Origin of the sequence: Christiangramia forsetii KT0803 (assembly GCF_000060345.1) — a bacterium.
GTDB lineage: Bacteria > Bacteroidota > Bacteroidia > Flavobacteriales > Flavobacteriaceae > Christiangramia > Christiangramia forsetii.
The window spans coordinates 2,812,860-2,830,208 of record NC_008571.1; the positions used below are offsets into that span (position 1 = coordinate 2,812,860).

The 17,349-nt window shown below is 35.0% G+C and carries 19 protein-coding genes; 16 read left to right on the top strand and 3 right to left on the bottom strand.

The window, feature by feature from the left end:
- Window positions 1–68: 68 nt before the first annotated feature.
- The 4 genes from GFO_RS12690 to GFO_RS12705 are packed head-to-tail and all read left to right on the top strand — an operon-like array spanning window position 69 to window position 2,447.
- The gene (locus GFO_RS12690) at window positions 69–680 is read left to right on the top strand and encodes an LUD domain-containing protein (RefSeq protein WP_011710554.1); all 612 of its coding nucleotides are present in this window, start codon (window positions 69–71) and stop codon (window positions 678–680) included.
- A 3-nt stretch (window positions 681–683) separates the two neighbouring features.
- Window positions 684–1,520 carry a phosphatidate cytidylyltransferase gene (locus tag GFO_RS12695; RefSeq protein ID WP_011710555.1) on the top strand — a complete coding sequence of 279 codons (837 nt, stop codon included), beginning with the start codon at window positions 684–686 and terminating at the stop codon, window positions 1,518–1,520.
- The gene (locus tag GFO_RS12700; protein WP_011710556.1) at window positions 1,510–2,166 is read left to right on the top strand and encodes a phosphatidylserine decarboxylase family protein; all 657 of its coding nucleotides are present in this window, start codon (window positions 1,510–1,512) and stop codon (window positions 2,164–2,166) included. Before GFO_RS12695 ends, GFO_RS12700 begins: the two co-directional genes overlap by 11 nt.
- A 5-nt stretch (window positions 2,167–2,171) precedes the next feature.
- On the top strand, window positions 2,172–2,447 hold the full coding sequence (locus GFO_RS12705) for an acyl-CoA-binding protein (RefSeq protein WP_011710557.1): 276 nt from the start codon (window positions 2,172–2,174) through the stop codon (window positions 2,445–2,447).
- Between the two features lie 365 nt (window positions 2,448–2,812).
- Here the strand turns inward: GFO_RS12705 and GFO_RS12710 are convergent, their stop codons facing one another.
- Window positions 2,813–3,433 (bottom strand): fasciclin domain-containing protein, encoded by a 621-nt coding sequence (locus tag GFO_RS12710; RefSeq protein WP_011710558.1) that lies wholly within the window; start codon window positions 3,431–3,433, stop codon window positions 2,813–2,815.
- Between the two features lie 167 nt (window positions 3,434–3,600).
- On the opposite strand from GFO_RS12710, the gene GFO_RS12715 reads away from it, so the two are divergent.
- The 6 genes from GFO_RS12715 (at window position 3,601) to GFO_RS12740 (ending at window position 9,724) form a co-directional block, all read left to right on the top strand.
- Window positions 3,601–3,807 carry a hypothetical protein gene (locus tag GFO_RS12715; RefSeq protein WP_011710559.1) on the top strand — a complete coding sequence of 69 codons (207 nt, stop codon included), beginning with the start codon at window positions 3,601–3,603 and terminating at the stop codon, window positions 3,805–3,807.
- Window positions 3,808–3,812: 5 nt separating this feature from the next.
- On the top strand, window positions 3,813–4,916 hold the full coding sequence (locus tag GFO_RS12720; RefSeq protein ID WP_011710560.1) for a glycosyltransferase: 1,104 nt from the start codon (window positions 3,813–3,815) through the stop codon (window positions 4,914–4,916).
- Entirely contained in the window at window positions 4,907–5,476 is a 570-nt protein-coding gene (locus GFO_RS12725) for an RNA polymerase sigma factor (protein WP_173362637.1), read from the top strand. Before GFO_RS12720 ends, GFO_RS12725 begins: the two co-directional genes overlap by 10 nt.
- Window positions 5,477–5,554: 78 nt before the next feature.
- Window positions 5,555–6,436: a lipoyl synthase gene (gene lipA, locus GFO_RS12730; RefSeq protein ID WP_011710562.1), complete on the top strand. Its 882-nt coding sequence runs from the start codon at window positions 5,555–5,557 to the stop codon at window positions 6,434–6,436.
- A gap of 7 nt (window positions 6,437–6,443) precedes the next feature.
- Window positions 6,444–7,451 (top strand): type I glyceraldehyde-3-phosphate dehydrogenase, encoded by a 1,008-nt coding sequence (gap, locus tag GFO_RS12735; RefSeq protein ID WP_011710563.1) that lies wholly within the window; start codon window positions 6,444–6,446, stop codon window positions 7,449–7,451.
- A 41-nt stretch (window positions 7,452–7,492) separates the two neighbouring features.
- Window positions 7,493–9,724 carry an ATP-binding protein gene (locus GFO_RS12740; RefSeq protein ID WP_011710564.1) on the top strand — a complete coding sequence of 744 codons (2,232 nt, stop codon included), beginning with the start codon at window positions 7,493–7,495 and terminating at the stop codon, window positions 9,722–9,724.
- A 107-nt stretch (window positions 9,725–9,831) separates the two neighbouring features.
- On the opposite strand, the gene lpxK is transcribed toward GFO_RS12740, so the two are convergent.
- Window positions 9,832–10,842, bottom strand: a complete 1,011-nt coding sequence (gene lpxK, locus GFO_RS12745) for a tetraacyldisaccharide 4'-kinase (protein WP_011710565.1) — start codon at window positions 10,840–10,842, stop codon at window positions 9,832–9,834.
- Window positions 10,843–10,963: 121 nt separating this feature from the next.
- Here lpxK and GFO_RS12750 point away from each other — a divergent pair, with 121 nt between their 5' ends.
- From GFO_RS12750 to msrA, 4 genes are all read left to right on the top strand, one after another.
- On the top strand, window positions 10,964–12,058 hold the full coding sequence (locus GFO_RS12750) for a Nif3-like dinuclear metal center hexameric protein (RefSeq protein ID WP_011710566.1): 1,095 nt from the start codon (window positions 10,964–10,966) through the stop codon (window positions 12,056–12,058).
- A 1-nt stretch (window position 12,059) separates the two neighbouring features.
- Window positions 12,060–12,839, top strand: a complete 780-nt coding sequence (locus GFO_RS12755; protein ID WP_011710567.1) for a zinc ribbon domain-containing protein — start codon at window positions 12,060–12,062, stop codon at window positions 12,837–12,839.
- A gap of 193 nt (window positions 12,840–13,032) precedes the next feature.
- On the top strand, window positions 13,033–13,629 hold the full coding sequence (locus tag GFO_RS12760; RefSeq protein ID WP_011710568.1) for a hypothetical protein: 597 nt from the start codon (window positions 13,033–13,035) through the stop codon (window positions 13,627–13,629).
- 2 nt (window positions 13,630–13,631) lie between these two features.
- Entirely contained in the window at window positions 13,632–14,294 is a 663-nt protein-coding gene (gene msrA, locus GFO_RS12765) for a peptide-methionine (S)-S-oxide reductase MsrA (RefSeq protein WP_011710569.1), read from the top strand.
- A gap of 29 nt (window positions 14,295–14,323) precedes the next feature.
- On the opposite strand, the gene GFO_RS12770 is transcribed toward msrA, so the two are convergent.
- Entirely contained in the window at window positions 14,324–15,667 is a 1,344-nt protein-coding gene (locus tag GFO_RS12770) for an FAD-dependent oxidoreductase (RefSeq protein WP_041250130.1), read from the bottom strand.
- Between the two features lie 200 nt (window positions 15,668–15,867).
- On the opposite strand from GFO_RS12770, the gene GFO_RS12775 reads away from it, so the two are divergent.
- Window positions 15,868–16,980 carry an alkene reductase gene (locus GFO_RS12775; RefSeq protein ID WP_011710571.1) on the top strand — a complete coding sequence of 371 codons (1,113 nt, stop codon included), beginning with the start codon at window positions 15,868–15,870 and terminating at the stop codon, window positions 16,978–16,980.
- Window positions 16,981–17,071: 91 nt separating this feature from the next.
- Window positions 17,072–17,317 (top strand): hypothetical protein, encoded by a 246-nt coding sequence (locus GFO_RS12780; RefSeq protein ID WP_011710572.1) that lies wholly within the window; start codon window positions 17,072–17,074, stop codon window positions 17,315–17,317.
- The last annotated feature ends 32 nt before the right edge of the window (window positions 17,318–17,349 follow it).

The following is a 17,349-nucleotide window of genomic DNA, read 5'->3' on the forward strand; positions in this document are numbered from 1 at the left end:
TTAAACAAGGGTTAATTTCAGATTTTTTAACTTTGATAAAATGACTGTAAGAATCACACCTAAACTCTATGAATCTATTCAAGAGATTTCTTAATCCCAAGTCAAAAGCAGACCAGGAAAAAGATATCCCTGAAAATGCTGACAGAGGAAAGTATATGCCGGAGGTAAAATTACCTACCGACGAGCGTTTTATGCTCAATTTTAAAAATAACGGAGGGAAGTTTTTATACTGCGTTGATGATGCAGAAATTCAGGAAGCTTTTGACAATATTCTTATGGAGAATGATTGGTATGAAAAGCAATGTTGTTGTTTTGATGATAAACTAAAAAGCAAATTCAAAAATTTCAATCTTGAATTTAATAAATCAGCAGATGCTGACTTTTATCTTTCAACTTGTGAATTTTTAGTAGCTAATGATGGATCAATCCTCATTTCATCCAACCAGATTAAAGAAAGAAAACTTCACGATCTTCCTGCAAACTTTATTATACTATCCTCTACCAGTCAACTAATTGACACTATTGGAGAAGGTTTAAGAGGTATTAAATTTAAGAACAAACAGCAAATTCCTTCCAATATTACTACTATTAAAAATTTTGAAACTCAAAAAGAAGGTGATTTTATGAGTTACGGAAGTAGTACAAAAAACCTATATTTGCTGCTGCTGGAAGATCTGTAATTTATGAGAGAAACCATTATTCGTGCTGTTTCAGGATTGTTGTATACCGCAATACTGGTTGCTTCCATCCTATCTTCAGAGGTGATCTTCATTATTCTCTTTTACCTGTTAAGTCTTGTGTGTTTAGTAGAAATGCAGAAGCTTTTACGTTTAAAAAGCTACGCACTGTATTTTTTGCAGGCTATACTATTTTATCTTTTCAGTTTTTTAAAATTTAATCAGGACGCTACAGTCTTATTACTCTTAATTACAGTTTTCGTAAACCTGTTTCTGGTTAAAGATTTACTTGTAGTCAAAAAAATTCCTGTTTTTGAGAAGAAGAAATATATCATCATCATATTTTACCTTATATCATCCACGATATTTTTAACCCTTATTCCTACAATTGAAGGAATTTTTATACCAAAACTAGTGATCGGAATATTTTTTCTGATCTGGACTAATGATACTTTTGCATATCTAGTGGGCAAGAATTTCGGAAAGCATAAACTTTACGAAAAAATCTCTCCAAATAAAACGATTGAAGGATTTTTAGGCGGACTTTTTTTTACCTGTCTAATGAGTTATGCCATTTGGTATTACAGCCCTTTATTCCCTTCAACATTTGCGGAATTCAGCTCTTTCAACACTCCGGCGATCTGGCTGGGAATGGCTGTTATTTTAAGTCTTTTCGGAACTTTAGGAGATCTAATTCAATCCAAATTTAAAAGACAGGCCGGTGTAAAAGATAGCGGGAAACTAATGCCCGGACATGGAGGATTGTTTGACAGACTAGATAGTATTATCTTTGCAAGCCCATTCATTTATGCTTATTTATATATATTGAATTATGTTTCATAAAGAAGGATATAAAATAATGACCATTACTGCGATCATCCTGATTGCAATAAATATCATTTCATACAGTTTAATTAATGTATACTGGATAAAGTTTGCAGTTCTGCTTACATCTATTCTTTTTTTCTTTCTGATTATTCAGTTTTTCAGAAATCCAAAAAGAACCACAAGCTTAAACAATGAGCACATTATTGCCCCGGTAGACGGAAAGGTTGTGGTAATTGAGGAGGTTTATGAGAAAGAATACTTTAAAGATAAGAGACTGCAAATTTCAATTTTCATGTCGCCTATCAATGTACATGTTACGCGACATCCAGTAGGTGGAAAAGTTACTTTTAGCAAATACCATCCTGGAAAATTTCTGGTTGCCTGGCATCCAAAGTCCAGTGAAGAAAATGAGAGAACTACCGTGGTTGTAAAAAATGAGGCTATAGGAGAAATACTATATCGTCAAATTGCAGGAGCAATGGCAAAAAGAATAGTGAATTACGCTGAAGTGGATACTGAAGTAGTTCAGGGAAGCGATAGCGGATTTATTAAATTTGGTAGCAGGGTTGATGTATTTGTTCCTATTGGAACAAAAGTGAATGTTGAAATCAATCAAAAAGTAAAAGGAGGCATTAGTATAATTGCTGATGTGGCTTCTTAAATAATATGATGGCAGAAGAAAATTTAGAGTTTCTAAAAGCCTACGAAATGGCAAGTAGCACAGATCAGCAATTTCCACCTGATGTGCTTTTACACTTTTATGCTCTTTATAAGAGAGCTACAGAGAAAAACGGATTCTACATACCTCCTACGAACCAAGGTGATCTAAGAAGCGCTTTTAAAATAAATGCGCTCATACAAGTTAAAGACTTAAGCAAAAAAGAAGCTGAAAAGCAATATATAGAACTGGTTGAACATCATATTGGAGAAATTCCGAAGTGATATTAAATTATATAGTAAATAAAAAAAGAGGGCAAATTGTCCTCTTTTTTTATTCCGTAAAATCTATGTAGATCAATCAATGCATCCCTCACTTTCCGGTACTATTTATTTTAGATGATATCTAATATTTATTTCTAATGACACAGATCACCAGAAAATCACTATAAATAATCATGCATCGATTCCGGATATTTATTACTTACGGAGATATTCACACCCAAGTTTATTAAACTTGATAAGTTTTAAGATGCACATCCAACAGATTCTATCATTCAAATATCAGAGTAAAAAATATGAAATAAAAAAACCCGGAAGTTATGACTTCCAGGTTTTTCACTTTTTTATTATCTATAAGAAAGCTCTACTTACGAAGCTTTTTTCATTACAACAGCATCAATAATATGAACAACTCCATTTGAAGCATTAACATCAGCTTTTACAACGGTTGCTTTGTTTCCAGACTCATCTGTAAGAATAACTTTATCCCCTTCAAGAGAAGCATCAAGATTTCCGCTTCCTATGGTTTTAATAGTATATTTTCCATCATTATCTTTAATCATTTTTACCAGGTCTGAAGACATTACTTTCTTGTCAACAACATGATATTTCAGTACTCCAGCCAGCTTATCCTTATTCTCTTTCATCATTAATTGATCCAATGTAGCCTTATCTACCTTTCCAAAAGCAGCATTATTAGGAGCAAATACAGTAAATGGTCCTTCTTCTGTTTTGAACATTTCTGCTAATTCAGCAGATTTTAAAGCACCTACTAAGGTACTCAAGGTGTCTGTAGCCATTGCTTTTGCTGCAATACTATTAGACTCCATGTCCATTTTTTCTTTTTCGGCTTCCATTTCAGCCTCTCTTTCGGCTTCCATTTGTTCCATTCGCTCTTTCTCATCCTGTTCTTTTTTCTTATTGTCTTCACAAGAAGTAAATACAACAGCAGATAGAGCCAACACTGTAAATAACATTTTAAATTTCATAATTGTAGTTTTTTTCGTGATTAACAATGCAAGTTATTGCGCAAAAGGCAGTTATAGCCACAGTTTAGATTAAAGTTTAGTTAAATATTGTAAAGGTTATATTAATGATTCTTTGGATTTTTAGATGCTTTATTTTATTGTTATTTTTGCAACAGAATCATTAGAATATGAAACTGTTTATAATTAGTATCATTTTACTTGGTCTTGCTTTCGCCGGAATCGCCATAAAGATATGGGGAAAGAAAGAAGGGAAATTTGCTGGAACCTGTGCAAGCCAGAATCCCTATCTTAATAAATCTGGTGAGCCCTGCAGTTTCTGTGGGAAATTACCTGATGAAATAGAAAATTGCTCTGACACTCCTAAGATTAAATAGGATAAATGGGAACAATATTACTGGGGATTTTCATTTTAGTTAGTTTAATAAACCTTTTTTATTTCTTTTCATTCTTTTCATTCTCCACATCTGGAACAAAGAATAAACTGCATCCCGAAGTTCCAGTTTCTGTAATAATTTGCGCTAAAAATGAAGAGGAAAATTTAAAGAATTTTCTCCCTTCCATACTTGAACAAGATTATCCCAATTTCGAAATTATTGTTATTAATGATGCCTCTACTGATAATACTTTAGAAGTTATAGAGGATTTTCAGAAAATAGATCCAAGAATTCAAATTGTGAATGTTCAAAACAATGAAGCTTTTTGGGCCAATAAAAAATATGCATTAACACTCGGTATTAAGAAAGCAAGAAATAAACATTTACTATTTACAGATGCAGATTGCGCACCGCAATCAAAGAACTGGATTAAAGAAATGTCCCGTAATTTTCAGCCTGGAAACACAATAGTTCTTGGTTATGGAGGTTATTTTCAGCATACCGGGTCCATACTCAATAAATTAATCAGGTTTGAAACACTTCTCACCGCTATTCAATACTTTTCTTATGCCCGTTTAGGCTCGCCTTATATGGGAGTTGGGAGAAACCTCGCCTATACTTCTACCCAATTCTATGAATTAAAAGGTTTTGCTAACCATCTTCATTTAAGATCTGGTGATGATGACCTTTTTGTGAATGAGGCAGCAACTGCAGAAAATACTGCTATTTGCTTCCATCCTGACTCGATCACTCGAAGTGTTCCAAAGAATAACTTTTCGGAGTGGTTTCATCAGAAAAAAAGACATGTATCTGTAGCCGGAAATTATAAGACGAAGCATAAAGTACTATTAAGTGCTTTTTATATTTTCAGAGTTTTATTCTGGCTTTTGCTAGCAACTCTTTTAATACTTCAGATTTACCCGAAAATAGTCGTGGGCATTTTAGGTGTTAAATTGATCACAGAAGCTTTTGTATTCTTTAAAGCAGCCAAGAAATTAAACGAAAAAGATGTTGTATGGTTATTTCCATTTTTCGATCTCTTTCTAATTTTCTTACAATTAGCTATCTTTATCTCCAACCTCATTTCAAAACCGAAACATTGGAAATAAATCCGGAACAACTCCTCAAAAAGATTATGGAGGCGAAGAACGGAAGTCAGTCGGCTTTCAATTATCTTCTGGACAGATACTGGAATGATGTGTATGGTTTTCAGTTGAAAAAAACCAGGAATGAGTACGAATCTGAAGACATCACGATTCAAACTTTTTCAAAAGCATTTAATAAAATAGATACTTTTGATGAGAACTACTCTTTCACTACCTGGTTAATCGCCATTTCAAAGAATATTCATATAGATCAGGTTAGAAAAAAAAATGCTTCCATAAGATCCAAAACTTCTGTACATGATGAAGAAAAGGTTTATGAAATTGTGGATGAAACTCCGGGAATTGAAGATAAGCTTATTAAAGAGCAAAATCTGAAGCAATTACTAGCCGATATCAAACAACTAAAGCCACATTATCAAGAGGTCATCAATCTCAGGTTTTTTCAGGAGAAATCTTATAAAGAAATAGCCAGCATTCTTAATGAACCGATGAACAATGTTAAGGTTAAATTACTTAGAGCCAAAAAGTTATTAGCTGAAATAATAGAATCTCGAAATGTTTAAGTAAGGAATCTAATCCTTCCCTGTCTAATTTATGCAGTTCAGCTTATTATTGTATCTTTGAACCACTAGATTTTTGCTATGAATACAGACGTTGCGCCCGTAAAATCAAAAACAGAAAGAAAGCCAAAACCAAAATGGCTTCGTGTAAAACTTCCCACTGGAAAAAAATACACCGAATTAAGAAACCTCGTAGATAAGTACGATCTTCATACTATATGTACTTCCGGTAGTTGCCCCAATATGGGTGAGTGCTGGAGTGAAGGGACTGCTACATTCATGATCTTAGGAAATGTTTGTACCAGATCCTGCGGATTTTGTGGTGTAAAAACCGGTAGACCTGAGACGGTAGATTGGGACGAGCCAGAAAAAGTAGCAAGATCTATTAAACTTATGCAGATAAAGCATGCTGTAGTAACGAGCGTGGATCGGGATGACCTTAAAGATATGGGGTCTATTGTCTGGGCCGAAACAGTGAAAGCTATAAGGCGTATGAATCCGGAAACTACCTTGGAAACCTTAATTCCCGATTTTCAGGGAAATGAAAGAAATATTGATCGCATCATCGAGGTTGCTCCTGAAGTAGTTTCTCACAATATGGAAACTGTTAAAAGGCTTACACGTGAAGTAAGAATTCAGGCGAAATACGATCGTAGCCTTGCAGTACTGAAATATCTAAAAGATAACGGTATAAGAAGAACAAAATCTGGAATTATGCTGGGACTTGGAGAACAGGAAGAAGAAGTAATCCAGACGCTGAAAGATCTTCGAGAAGCCGGGGTTGACGTTGTGACCATAGGCCAGTATTTACAACCAAGTAAGAAACACTTGCCGGTAAAGCAGTTTATCACTCCAGACCAGTTTCAGAAATATGAAAAAATAGGACTTGAGTTAGGATTTAGACATGTAGAAAGCAGCGCTTTAGTTAGGTCTTCTTACAAAGCTCAAAAACACCTTAACTAGTCAGTCAATGGCTAAACCTATCCATATTGCTATAAACGGTTTTGGCAGAATAGGAAGGAATTTATTTAGAATTCTTCTTGATCATCCTGCTATTCATGTGGTGGCCATTAACGATATTCATGATATAAAAACTCTTGCCCATCTTCTAAAATATGATAGCATACATGGAAGGCTCAAGGCTGATGTTTCTTCTAATGAAACCGGAATTATTATAAACGGTAAGACTATCCCGCTATTAAATTTCAATAAACCTTCAGATATTTCATGGGATTCTTACAATGTGGATTACGTTATAGAATCTTCCGGCCAATTCAAAACTGAAGATACTTTAAAAGGCCACCTGAAAAATGGTGTCAAGAAGGTTATCTTATCGGTACCGCCTCAGGACGAAAATATTAAAATGATTGTTTTAGGGGTAAATGAGCATATCCTTGATGGTTCAGAAAAAATTATTTCAAACGCTTCCTGCACGACAAATAATGCCGCGCCAATGCTGAAAGTGATCCACGATCACCTAGAAGTAACCCAGGCTTATATCACCACCGTACACTCCTATACTTCAGATCAAAGCCTGCATGACAAGCCTCATAAGGATTTAAGAAGAAGTAGGGCGGCGGCACAATCTATAATTCCTACAACCACCGGCGCAGCAAAAGCTTTAACAAGCATTTTTCCCGATCTTAGTGATGTTATTGGAGGTTGCGGAATAAGAGTTCCCGTACCCAATGGTTCTCTCACCGATATGACCTTGAATGTAAAAAAGGATACTTCTATTGAAGAAGTGAATGCCTTATTTAAAGAAGCTTCTGAAAAATCTTTTAAAGGGATCATAGAATATACTGAAGATCCTATAGTTTCTGTAGATATTTTAGACAGCAGTTATAGTTGTATTTTTGATGCTCAAATGACTTCTGTTATTGGCAACAGAATGGTGAAATTGATTGGATGGTACGACAACGAAATCGGTTACTCTAACCGTCTTATCGATTTAATTTCACTCATTAACGATAAATAGCTATATTTAACCACATTAAAAGCTTCTAGCTATTTTCCGAAATGAAGAACCTAAAGTTTATCATCTTACTTTTTTGTTGTTTTATAACCTTTGGTTTTCAGGAATCAAATATTGATAAGACTGAACCTAAGCCAGAGCAAATTAGAGAATTACTTGCAAGGGCAGAAAGTTCTATAGACATGATGGAATTTGATAAAGCTCAGGAACAGCTCAACAAATCTCTTGATTACGCTAAGCAAATAGACCACAAACCTTATGTAGCTCTTACCAGCGGAATTTTAGCAAGAATGTTCCAGGTTCGTCATGAATATGACAAAGCCATCACAGAATTAGAAAGAGCCATTTCTATACAAAGAGAGGCAGAAGATGAGGCCGGACTGGCATACTCATACGTTTTATATTCAAAAATTCTTAACTCCAAAGGAGATTATGATAGAGCTCTAAAATATCTTGATCTTGCCAAAAAATATTATGAATCAGAAGGTGACTTGGAACAATTAGGCCTTGTCTCATTAAATAAGGCTGTACTTTATTTAAATAATGAAGAGACTAAAGATAGAGCATTATCTGAACTTAAAAATGCTGAAATTTATCTTGAAAACAGTGAAAACACTTACGAACTGTCCAGACTCCACTATTTTTTAGCCCGGGCATTTGAACATGAAGGGAATTACGAAAAGGCAGAGAATTCTGCGTTGAAATCTTTAGAACTTGCAAAAGAGGGTAATTACACTGGCATGACTATGTACAGTTATGGGCTTTTAAGTGGTATTGCAGAAAAAAGAAGAGACCTTGCCGGATCTTTAAACTATTTACAGAAGATGAACGAAGTTCGTGAGTATGTATTTAATATTAATAAAGAAGCGTTACTCACTGAAGCTAATGACAGAAAGGGAGTAGATGCATTGAAAAGTACTTTAGATGAGCTAACAGTACAAAATGCCGAGCAGGAAAAAACTTTAAAAGTAAATAAGCTAACTACAATTTTAAGTGTGGCTTTGATAACAATCTTGTCATTACTCACCTTATCACTTTATAAAAACAATAATTTAAGGGCTAGGGCTAATGAATTACTTCAAAAGAAAAATTCTGAATTGATTCTAGCCAAAGAAAACGCTGAAAAAGCCTCTCTGGCTAAAGCCCAATTCTTAACCACCATAACCCACGAATTAAGAACTCCCTTATATGCCGTTACAGGGCTTACGCATCTACTTTTAGAAGAAAGTCCAACAGAAAGTCAAAAGGAACATCTAAACTCTTTAAAATTTTCAGGAGAATATTTATTATCCCTCATCAACAATATTTTAGATCTTAACAAGCTGGAAGCAAATAAAGTTGAAATCGTAAAAACTGATTTTGATCTGGAAAAAAGAATGTCTGATGTTCTTATTGCATTAAAGAATTCTGCAGATGAAAGAAACACAAAAATTCATTTCGATTTTGACCAGAATATTCCAAAAAATCTCGTTGGTGATCCTTTAAAAATATCTCAGATCCTGATTAACTTACTAGGCAACTCCATTAAATTTACCGAAGACGGAGATATCTGGATTTCAGTAAAACAAGTCAGACGCAAGGAAAAGATGGTTTCTTTATTTTTTGAAATTAAAGATAATGGTGAGGGAATTGGCAAGGAAAAACAGAAAGCGATTTTTGAGAATTTCACACAGGGATCTACTCAGATCAATAGAAAATTTGGTGGAACCGGCTTAGGCCTGTCTATTGTTAAAAACCTGCTAAGCCTTCTAAATAGTGAAATAGAGCTGGAAAGTGAACTGGGTAAAGGATCCAAGTTTACATTTGAATTAAATTTCGAATCTCATGAAGCAGATACGAAAGATACTACTGTAGCGCCAATAAAAATTGATGAGAAACCGATTTCTAACGAAATCATGGAAGACAAACACATTCTGGTTGTTGAGGATAACAAGATCAATCAGATGATTACCCGTAAGATTCTGGAAAAGAATAAAGTAATTTGCGATGTGGCAGATAATGGTAGTATTGCCATCGAGAAGGTTCAAAACAATCATTTTGATCTAATTCTAATGGATATCCATATGCCCGGAATTAGCGGGATTGAGGCAACTATAGAAATAAGAAAATTTGATTCAGAAATACCTATTATCGCTTTAACAGCTGTCACGCTAGACGATAATCTGGATGAATTCTACTTAAATGGCTTCAACGATATTATTCCAAAACCATATAAAACAGAAGAATTCTTTCACAAAATCAATAAATACTTAGCTGCGAGAGAAACAACAGTTTAGATTCTTTGGCACATGCTTTGTAAATAAAATGGCCAGTAAAATTATATAGAGAAAAAGACACTTATATAGTTTGAATTAGCCAAAGTAAAATGAGGTGTTTTCACACCTCATTTTTTATTTATAAATCTGAAGATTTTAGAATCGAATTTTCCCCGATCTCTTAAGAAGTCTACTTGTATTGGAAGATAAAACAGTTTATCTGCCGGCAGTCTATCTTTCAATCGCATATAATCCTTTTCAGTAGTAATTATTTCCGAAAGCCCCTGAAGTTCCTTTATTTCCGTGCTATTAAAATTATGATGATCTGAGAACTTTAAATGATTAAAATTAATTTCATTCTGCCTAAGATACTCCAGTAGTGGCTTTGGATTTGCAATTCCGGTTACCAGCGAAAAATCTCTTCCCTTAATATCCCTAAGCTCTACGCCTGAACTATTCTTCATAGAAAAAACTTTATCTGAATACCCAATAGAACTGAAATATATTTTTTGATTTGGTGAAGGCTTCAATTGCTTCTCAAACTCTTTCATTTTGTTTTCTGAAAGATCTTCAGGACATTTTGTTACTACAATTACATCTGCCCTACTGGCACCAGAAGCTGACTCCCTTAAATTCCCGCCTGGCAACAAGAGATCATTAATATAAAGATCATCGAAAGCTGTAAGTAAAATATAAAATCCGGCTTTTACTTTTCTATGCTGAAAAGCATCATCCAGCAGGATCACATCTGGCGAAAATTTCATCAATTCCGCAATACCTTCCCTCCTGTTTGCATCTACAGCAACCAGCGTTTCAGGATACTTATTTTTAAATTGCAGAGGCTCATCTCCAACTTTTGATGCGGAATCATCAATTTGAACTAATTGAAAACCTTTGCTCTCACGTTTATACCCCCTACTTAAAGTTGCTATTTTTTTATCCTTCCCAATTGTTCTAAGCAAATATTCTATCATTGGTGATTTCCCGGTTCCACCCATGTTGAGATTCCCCACAGCTATTACCGGAATATTATAGGACTCCGATTTAAAAATATCAGCATCATAAAGTTTGTTCCGAACCTCGGTTACCCCATGGTATATTACTGAAAAGGGATAAAGCAATTTTCTTGGATTCGGCATGAAAGGATTTCTATAATATTTATATTTGAACAGCTAGTAAATAAAATTTGAAGAATTGAAGAATAATTCTACAATTCCAAATATCTATCTTTTTTAAAACTGAAAGCTAAAATATTAAATTATGATCATACAGGAAGTAATAGACCTGATAGAAGATTTCGCTCCCACAAAATATGCTGAAGATTTTGATAATGTTGGTCTTTTAGTAGGTGATTCTTCTGCTGAAGTTTCTAGTGCACTAATCACGCTGGATACACTTGAGGCTACAGTTGAAGAGGCTATAAAAAAGAATTGCAATCTTATTATCAGCTTCCATCCAATTATTTTTTCAGGCTTAAAAAAACTGACCGGTAAGAATTATGTTGAAAGAACTGTTTTAAAAGCGATAAAGAATGATATTGCTATTTACGCCATTCATACTGCTTTAGACAATCAATATAAGGGTGTGAACGATATGATTTGTGAAAAATTAGGTCTTAAGAACCGGCAGATCCTTATTCCACGTAAAGATTCAATAAAAAAACTCACCACTTTTATTCCTTCAAAAGATACAGATAAGGTTAGGGAAGCTTTATTCGCAGCAGGGGCAGGAAGTATAGGAAATTACGATCATTGTAGCTTTAATATTCAGGGTAAGGGTAGTTTCAGAGGGAATGAAGAATCTAATCCAGTTGTAGGAGAAAAAGGAATGGTTCACTTCGAAGAAGAGTCACAAATTAGTATCACTTTTCCTTCTCATTTAGAATCAAAAATCCTAAAAAATCTTTTCGATGCGCATCCTTATGAAGAGGTTGCATATGAAATTAGTAGTCTCGAAAATAAAAATCAACATCTTGGAATGGGCATGATCGGTGAACTGGAATCTGAAACAGATGAAGAGGCATTTTTAAAGCATTTAAAAGATACTTTTAAATCAGGATGTGTGAGGCATTCAAAATTATTGAAAAAACCAATTAAAAAAGTGGCAGTTCTTGGCGGTAGCGGTGCTTTTGCCATTACTAATGCAAAAGCTGTAGGAGCAGATATATTTATCACTGCAGATCTTAAATACCATGACTTCTATAAAGCCGAGGAAAAGCTGGTGCTGGCAGATATTGGACACTATGAAAGTGAACAGTTTACAAAAAATTTACTATATTCTTTTCTTAGCAAAAAAATTAGTAGTTTTGCACTTATTTTAGGAGATACAAATACCAATCCAATACATTATTTATAATATGGCGAAAAAAAACGATGTTACTGTAGAAGAGAAGTTAAGATCACTGTACGATCTTCAGTTGGTGGATTCGCGAATAGACGAAATCAGAAACGTACGCGGTGAACTTCCTCTGGAAGTTGAAGATCTGGAAGATGAAGTAGCAGGTTTAAACAGACGCCTGGAAAAGCTGGATGCAGATATAGAAGTCATTGAAAATGACATCAAGAACAAGAAGAACCAGATTGAGGAATCTAAAACTACCATCAAAAAATATTCTGATCAGCAAAAGAATGTTCGTAACAACAGAGAGTTTAACGCTTTAAGCAAGGAAGTTGAATTCCAGGAATTGGAAATAGAACTTTCTGATAAACACATCAAGGAATACAAAGTTAAGATCGAGCAAAAGAAAGAGGTGATCACTAAAACCAAAGAAAAACTTTCTGAGCGCCAGGAGCACCTTAAACATAAAAAGAGTGAGCTTGATGAGATCCTAAAAGAAACCGAAAAAGAAGAGCAAGCATTAATCGATAAATCTCAGGAATATGAGAAAAATATCGAAGAAAGACTTGTAACCGCTTACAAGAGAATTAGAAGTAACGTTAAAAACGGTCTGGCAGTAGTTCCTGTAGAGCGTGGAGCTTCAGGAGGATCTTTCTTTACAATTCCGCCACAGGTAATCATGGAAATTGCGGGACGTAAAAAGATCATTACCGATGAGCATAGTGGTAGAATCCTTGTAGATGAAGAACTAGCTAAAGAAGAGCAAGAAAAAATGGAAGGTATGTTTAAAAAGTTCTAAACTTTTTTTACTTCCATACTTATTATAGACTGCCTGAAAAATAATAGTAAGATCTTATGATCTGAAGCAAAAGTTTTTTAGGCAGTTTTTTTATGTCCTAATCCCAACGACCTTCTATTCTAATGGATTAACAAGTATTTCACAATAATGACTATTTTAAAAGCTACCTTTAACTAACCCAATTTCGTTTATTATGAGAATTCCAATAATCCTTTTATGCTTATTTCTAAGTATAACTTCATGTAATGATTCTAAGAAAGAAAAAGATTCTGAAGCTACGTCCAGTCAAAATGAATCGATAGAAATCAATAATGATAAAGACACTTCAAATCGTGATCAACCTTTAGATCGAAATAACCCTAATTCTCAAAATGAAGATGATACAGAAGACGTTCCGGAAGAAAATACGACTAAATCTTCTGGTGCAATTTCAGGGGTTTACGTGAAAAATGATCATCTTGAAGACACTTCCTGCAAATGTTTCTGTATTGATGTTTCAACCAGTGGTTCGTCTGAGTTATGTTTAAAAGAAGATGATCTTTATATTAAGGCTCGCTTTCAGCCGAACGGAAATAACATCGACATTTACTACTCTGGAAAATCAGCAAGAACCAGTAATGAAGAAATCCCCTGGGATGAATTCGAGACTGGTACACCTATTGCAGTATTAAACCCTACAGCCAATGGCTTCAAACTCGACTGGAAAGGATTCTCCATAAATGGTGAAATTGCTATTGACTATGCTCTCTACGGAAAGAAAACCCTTGAGGGATCGTATAAAAAGAAATAACTATGAAATTTTTATTATTAAACTTTGTGAGCCTTGTTCTTTTAGCCTGCGGAAACCAGGCAAAAGACAGCAACATTACCAAACCCGAAATCGCAAATGCAGAACCTGTTGAAGTATCTACTCAAGATGGGATGAAAAAAGCCTATTTCGCTAGTGGTTGTTTTTGGTGCGTTGAAGCTATCTATGAAAGTGTAGAAGGAGTATCAGAATCTATTTCCGGATATGCTGGCGGTCATACAAAAAACCCAACCTACGAAGGAAGCAATACCGGGAAAACAGGACATGCCGAGGCTGTAGAAGTAATTTATGACCCTGAAGTGGTAAGCTTCAAAACCCTTGTAGAAGTTTATTACGGCTCTCAAGATCCAACACAGGTAAACGGGCAGGGACCAGACAGAGGCTCACAATATCGTTCTCTTATATTTTATCAGAATGCAGATCAAAAAAAGATTATAGAAGAAGTAAAAGCCGAAGTTGCTAAGAATTACGACAAAGCAATTGCTGCTGAAATTTTACCGTTCCAGAAATTCTGGGTAGCTGAAGATTATCACCAGAATTATGAAAAAAACAATCCTCAAAATCCATATATCCAAAATGTTTCTATTCCAAGATTGAATAGATTTAAAGCGAAGTTTCCCGATATTTTAAAGGAAGATGCGCACTAAATTAAAAAGCTGCCAATTGGCAGCTTTTTTTACTTTTTAATGAGACTTATAATTTTCTCTTCAACCTCGCTACTTTCCCACTTCTCTTCTATCCCAGGTATTTTCATTACCTCATCCATGATTTCTCTTTGGTAATCTCCAATTTTAAGAGCGTCAGAATACGCTTTATCCGAAAATGTTACCCTGGAGTATAAAGGAGTCCAAAGATCTGGATGATTTTCAGCAAATTTCTGCTCGATCTTTTTTCTCAGCAAAAACTTAGGATCCGCAGTTTTTTTGCTCATCTCCACAAAATTACGATAACTCAATTCTGCGATTGCATCAGCATTCGGCTTTCTTTCCGTTTGATAATCTTCAAATACCTTCTCCCAGTCATCACCATAAAGGTTCATCTTCTCATTCAACACAGAAATATCTTCAAACCCGGCATTCATCCCCTGTCCATAAAATGGAACAATGGCGTGTGCCGAATCTCCCACCAGAGTAATCTTATCAAAATATGACCATGGGAAACATTTAATGGTCACCATGGCACTCGTTGGATTCTTAAAAAAATCCTTCTTCAAATTCGAAATTTCATCCTTGATATCAGGGAAATACTTTTCAAAGAATATATCCGCCTCATCTTCTGTCTTTATACTTTCAAACGAGGTTTCTCCATCAAATGGCATAAATAACGTGCAGGTAAAAGTGCCATCAAGATTTGGCATGGCGATAAGCATAAAATTACCACGTGGCCAAATATGAAAAGAAGAATTATCCATTTTATGAGAACCATCTTCATTGGCAAGGATAGTAAGTTCTTTATACCCGACATCTATAAAATGTTGTGAATAGTTGAATCTACTTTGCCGTTGCATTTTATGACGAACCCTTGAAAAAGCTCCGTCAGCCCCGAAGATCAAATCAAACTGATATTCTTTCCATACGCTTTTTTCAGACTCTCCAGTATAAAGCCTGGCTTCCTTCATATCAACATCCCAGATCTTTTCTTCAAATCGGAAAGTAGCTCCGGCAGATTCTGCCAGATCGATCATTTTTCGGTTTAAAATACCTCTGGAAATAGAATAGATCGCTTCCCCTTCTTCCCCATATTTCTGAAAATACACAGACTGCCCTTCCACATGCATGGCTCTTTTATCTAGCGGAAGTGCAAGCTCCCGTATTTCATCTTCAATCCCGGCTTCCCGTAAAGCTTTCCAGCCCCGGTTAGACATCGCAAGATTAATAGACCTACCCGAAAACTGAACGTTTCGAACATCAGGCCGACGATCAAAAACGGTAACTTTATGGCCTTGTTTTCTTAGAAAAATAGCTAGTAACGACCCAACTAGTCCCGATCCTACTATTGCAACATCTTTTTCTTTTTGCATGTATTGGTTTGAAAGGTAAATCCCGGCAGAGGTTTGTAGTGTGCCTAAAGATTGCAATTATTTCTAATTACGAAATTACTTAATTAATATGAAACAGACTTTGTACTCGCATGGCTATTGCCAACTTTGGTGATTTTCATTTATAATTTAATTAACAGCGAAGAAGCATCAGAACTCCTAATTTTAAGGAAAAATAAGCTATGAATACAGAAAATCAAGCCTTACTACAATCATACAAACTTGGGAATATCACTTTAAAAAACAGGGTTATTATGGCTCCAATGACCAGAAGCCGTGCCGATAATCCAAAAAAGACACCCACAGATATGCATGTGAAATATTACACGCAACGAGCTGGCGCCGGCTTAATTATTACAGAAGGTTCCCAGGTTTCAGAAAGAGGAATTGGTTATGTAAACACGCCGGGAATCCATACCTCAGAACAAGTACAGGGATGGAAAAAAGTGACGGAATCAGTTCATGAAAAAGAAGGTAAAATTTTTATGCAGCTGTGGCATGTGGGAAGAATTTCTCACCCTAAATTTCATAATGGAGAAAAACCATTAGCTCCAAGCCCCGTTAACCCTAATGAACAGGTTTATACTCCTGAAGGTTTTGAAAAAACAACGGAGCCTAAAGAAATGAGCATGCAGGAGATCCAGGAAACCATCCAAGAATTCAAACATGCAGCACAAATGGCAAAAGATGCCGGATTTGATGGTATAGAGATACATTCTTCAAACGGATATCTTTTTCACCAGTTTTTTAATAAAAATGCCAATCATAGAACCGATGATTATGGTGGAAATATTCAAAACAGAGCTCGTTTTTTCTTTGATGTACTGGAAGCCGTAAGTGAAATCTGGCCCGAAAATCAAATTGGATGCAGATTCAACCCATCGCTTCACAAATCATTTGGAATTATTGCTACTGAAGAAAGCATAGCTACTTTCGACTATATCATTGAAAAACTCAATGCGTACGATCTGGCTTATGTACATCTCTCAGAACCTTTTACAGATGTAAGTGATGTACCATACCTGGAAACTGAAATTGCCAAACATTACAGAAAAATTTACAAGGGAACTTTGATGATCAATAATGGCTTTGATCGTGAATCTGGGAATAAGGTAATCGAAGAAGGAGATGCAGACCTGGTAGCCTACGCAAAATGGTTTATTTCAAATCCTGATCTGCCAAAACGCTTTGAAAATAAATGGCCTTTAGCCGAATATGATGAAGACACTTTTTATACTACTGGAAAAGAGGGATACACAGATTATCCAAATTATGAAGGAGATAAAGATTCATAATTTTTTTATAAACCTATTCTAAAAGCTGTTAATAGAGTTTGGACGGTATAAATCTTAAGGTAACTTAGAATTAATTAAAAACATATAAATTATGGATCAGAAGAAACTTGACCACATGAGGTCTACATTAAACAGATTAGAAGATATCAAGAATACACAAAGTAGTATCATTGATAAAATTAATCATGTGATCACAGATTTATTTGAACATCCCGATAAAAATCTGGAAAAAGTGATGGAAGATGCCCATCAAAAAGCCTCAGATAATATCGATGCAATTAGGGAAGCGATGGAAGAATATGAAATGGCCATTAACAAAATGGAGAATCAGGATTAATTTAAAAATACATTAACAGGCTTTTAAAGAAG

Excerpts from the sequence above, each read along its gene's own strand:
- GFO_RS12690 (WP_011710554.1), top strand. The coding sequence starts at position 69 with ATGAATCTATTCAAGAGATTTCTTAATCCCAAGTCAAAAGCAGACCAG.
- GFO_RS12695 (WP_011710555.1), top strand. The coding sequence starts at position 684 with ATGAGAGAAACCATTATTCGTGCTGTTTCAGGATTGTTGTATACCGCA.
- GFO_RS12700 (WP_011710556.1), top strand. The coding sequence starts at position 1,510 with ATGTTTCATAAAGAAGGATATAAAATAATGACCATTACTGCGATCATC.
- GFO_RS12705 (WP_011710557.1), top strand. The coding sequence starts at position 2,172 with ATGATGGCAGAAGAAAATTTAGAGTTTCTAAAAGCCTACGAAATGGCA.
- GFO_RS12710 (WP_011710558.1), bottom strand. The coding sequence starts at position 3,433 with ATGAAATTTAAAATGTTATTTACAGTGTTGGCTCTATCTGCTGTTGTA.
- GFO_RS12715 (WP_011710559.1), top strand. The coding sequence starts at position 3,601 with ATGAAACTGTTTATAATTAGTATCATTTTACTTGGTCTTGCTTTCGCC.
- GFO_RS12720 (WP_011710560.1), top strand. The coding sequence starts at position 3,813 with ATGGGAACAATATTACTGGGGATTTTCATTTTAGTTAGTTTAATAAAC.
- lipA (WP_011710562.1), top strand. The coding sequence starts at position 5,555 with ATGAATACAGACGTTGCGCCCGTAAAATCAAAAACAGAAAGAAAGCCA.
- gap (WP_011710563.1), top strand. The coding sequence starts at position 6,444 with ATGGCTAAACCTATCCATATTGCTATAAACGGTTTTGGCAGAATAGGA.
- GFO_RS12740 (WP_011710564.1), top strand. The coding sequence starts at position 7,493 with ATGAAGAACCTAAAGTTTATCATCTTACTTTTTTGTTGTTTTATAACC.
- lpxK (WP_011710565.1), bottom strand. The coding sequence starts at position 10,842 with ATGCCGAATCCAAGAAAATTGCTTTATCCCTTTTCAGTAATATACCAT.
- GFO_RS12750 (WP_011710566.1), top strand. The coding sequence starts at position 10,964 with ATGATCATACAGGAAGTAATAGACCTGATAGAAGATTTCGCTCCCACA.
- GFO_RS12755 (WP_011710567.1), top strand. The coding sequence starts at position 12,060 with ATGGCGAAAAAAAACGATGTTACTGTAGAAGAGAAGTTAAGATCACTG.
- GFO_RS12760 (WP_011710568.1), top strand. The coding sequence starts at position 13,033 with ATGAGAATTCCAATAATCCTTTTATGCTTATTTCTAAGTATAACTTCA.
- msrA (WP_011710569.1), top strand. The coding sequence starts at position 13,632 with ATGAAATTTTTATTATTAAACTTTGTGAGCCTTGTTCTTTTAGCCTGC.
- GFO_RS12770 (WP_041250130.1), bottom strand. The coding sequence starts at position 15,667 with ATGCAAAAAGAAAAAGATGTTGCAATAGTAGGATCGGGACTAGTTGGG.
- GFO_RS12775 (WP_011710571.1), top strand. The coding sequence starts at position 15,868 with ATGAATACAGAAAATCAAGCCTTACTACAATCATACAAACTTGGGAAT.
- GFO_RS12780 (WP_011710572.1), top strand. The coding sequence starts at position 17,072 with ATGGATCAGAAGAAACTTGACCACATGAGGTCTACATTAAACAGATTA.